General features: G+C 44.7%; 1 protein-coding gene. It reads right to left on the bottom strand.

Going from position 1 to position 2,008, the window contains the following annotated elements:
* Positions 1-14 precede the first annotated feature (14 nt).
* Positions 15-2,008: hypothetical protein (locus tag BUC12_RS19615; protein WP_221407229.1), on the bottom strand; the 1,994-nt coding region annotated here is incomplete at its 5' end.

Genomic DNA, 2,008 nt, shown 5'->3' with positions numbered 1-2,008 from the left:
TTTACCTCTTAACCTTACTGTTTCTGAGCCTTTCTATTCGCCTCCGCCGTTTCAATACACCAGGCAATGGCATTAGCAGCAAACACCGCATTGTGCACCTGATATTTATATAAATTAGCTGTTATAGTTCCGGATCCATAATTTGGTTTATAAGTTGGATAGTTGGAATATGTTGTCCCGCTTATCGTTTTTGTTGTTAACTTAAACGGACATATAGTCGGAGCGGTTCCAGCATCATTCGAAGTAAAACCTCCGTCACCCACCCATACAAACGGTAAAGTACGGTGGCGGAAAGCTGTTGCCGCATTCATTATCTCCGCATTTCCACTGACCACATTAACATTATTCGAATACAATACAACCTCATCCAGAGGAAGGTTAACTACGTAGTTTGTAGTTGAAGCATCTTCACCCCAATATAATCCGGTGACATTACCGAACGGCCCGTCCAGAATAGGGTCGGTTATACTTGGTAAGCGGTACACTGATCCTGGGGGATTAGTGGTTGTACCGGCCGTAAAGTCGATATCGCTTTTATTAAATATCTTTCTGAATATTTTATTGTTTAGGACAGGTGCTTCACTGAACATTAACAGTATACCTCCTCCTTGTACGAAATCATATATATCTTGTAATTGGCTGTCGGTAATATTATCCCATGCGGAGGCTGCTCCGTTTATACCGGAAGTCCAGCCGATATAAAGGATATCGATAGGGGCATAACCTGCTTTGCCGAACAGTAAGTTATGGAACTCGGTGTTGAGCGTTGCCTGGGTTGCCGGAACGGCACTGTAGTAATATCCTGCATCGCGCGAAACGATTGTCCGTCCGTCGTCTGCTCCTTCGTTGGATGTCAGCGTGGTCCCTTTATTTTTAAATCCGGCGTAACGCACTATACTGTTGGTTTGAGGGCCAAAGTTTAACTGATCGGTTATCATTTTATTTGATGCGGTGGTTACCGAACCGAAGTTGTATCCGTATGCATTGTTGGTGGCGATGGTCAATATACGTTTAGCCGGGATAATCATATATACTTGTGCTATACAGGTGGCTGTGGAAGATTCGCTGTTAGACTTGATATACATTTTCTTGGTGTCTATGCTGTAGGGTGTTCCTTCTCCTTTTAATTGTACGGTCTGTGGATTTGAGGTGAGGATGCCTGATCCGCTGAATTTTATTCCGTCGACTTCGTTTGTTTCGATTTCGTAGGTTGCTCCGAAGGATGTGGGGTCTACGTTTAGTACTACTTCGATATAGTTGGTTGCTACGAGTTGCTCGTCTTCGTAGTATTCACCGTGTACAACTGTTCCGGAGCACTGCATGGTGTATAGGGGGCGGATGGCATTGTTTTTTACTTCTACTTCGAATGTGCAGGCGGGATCGTCTCCGTTTGCTCTTACTGCGTTCAGTTCTATGGTGAACTGGTCTTTGTCGGGGTTGGAGTAGTTTATGGGGGTTCCCATTGCGGGTACGCGGATGGTAAATGTTCCGATGGAGAGGAATTCTCCGGATGTATGGAAAAAGTATCCGTTATCTTTGAGTGGGTCTGTTATTGTTGCGGAAATGGTGTATAGCCCGGGTTTGGTTACTGATACGATGACTGATATGTAATTGGTTGAGCCGGTTTCTACTCCGTTTTTGTATTCTCCGTAGAGGTTTACTTTGTTACAGTCGATGGTGAATACGGCGTTTCCTACTTTTCCGCAGATGCTTTTCCATTCGCGGTCTGTTCGGTGGTAGTAGTTGTAGCAGTCTTCGTCTATGTTGTAGATGAGGATGCCGTTTTCGTTGGCGATGTCTGATATTACCATCTGGTCGCGTTGTTCTGTTCTTAAACGGGGTATGAGGATGCCTTTGGGAATGGTGTCTGTCCCGTTTATGATGTTTTTTATGTCCAGCTCGGTCAGCCGGTGGGGTGATTCGGTGTTGATGCCTACCTGGGCTTCGAGTACAAACATCGTACTCATGAGCACGAATAATAATAGCAGTTTCTTCATTGTTGTGGATT

Source organism: Indolivaga macrotermitis (assembly GCF_900128985.1).
In the GTDB taxonomy this organism is placed as follows: Bacteria; Bacteroidota; Bacteroidia; order Bacteroidales; family Dysgonomonadaceae; genus Dysgonomonas_A; species Dysgonomonas_A macrotermitis.
The sequence above is the reverse complement of the archived record's forward strand: the minus strand, read 5'-3'. Positions and strand labels throughout refer to the sequence as shown.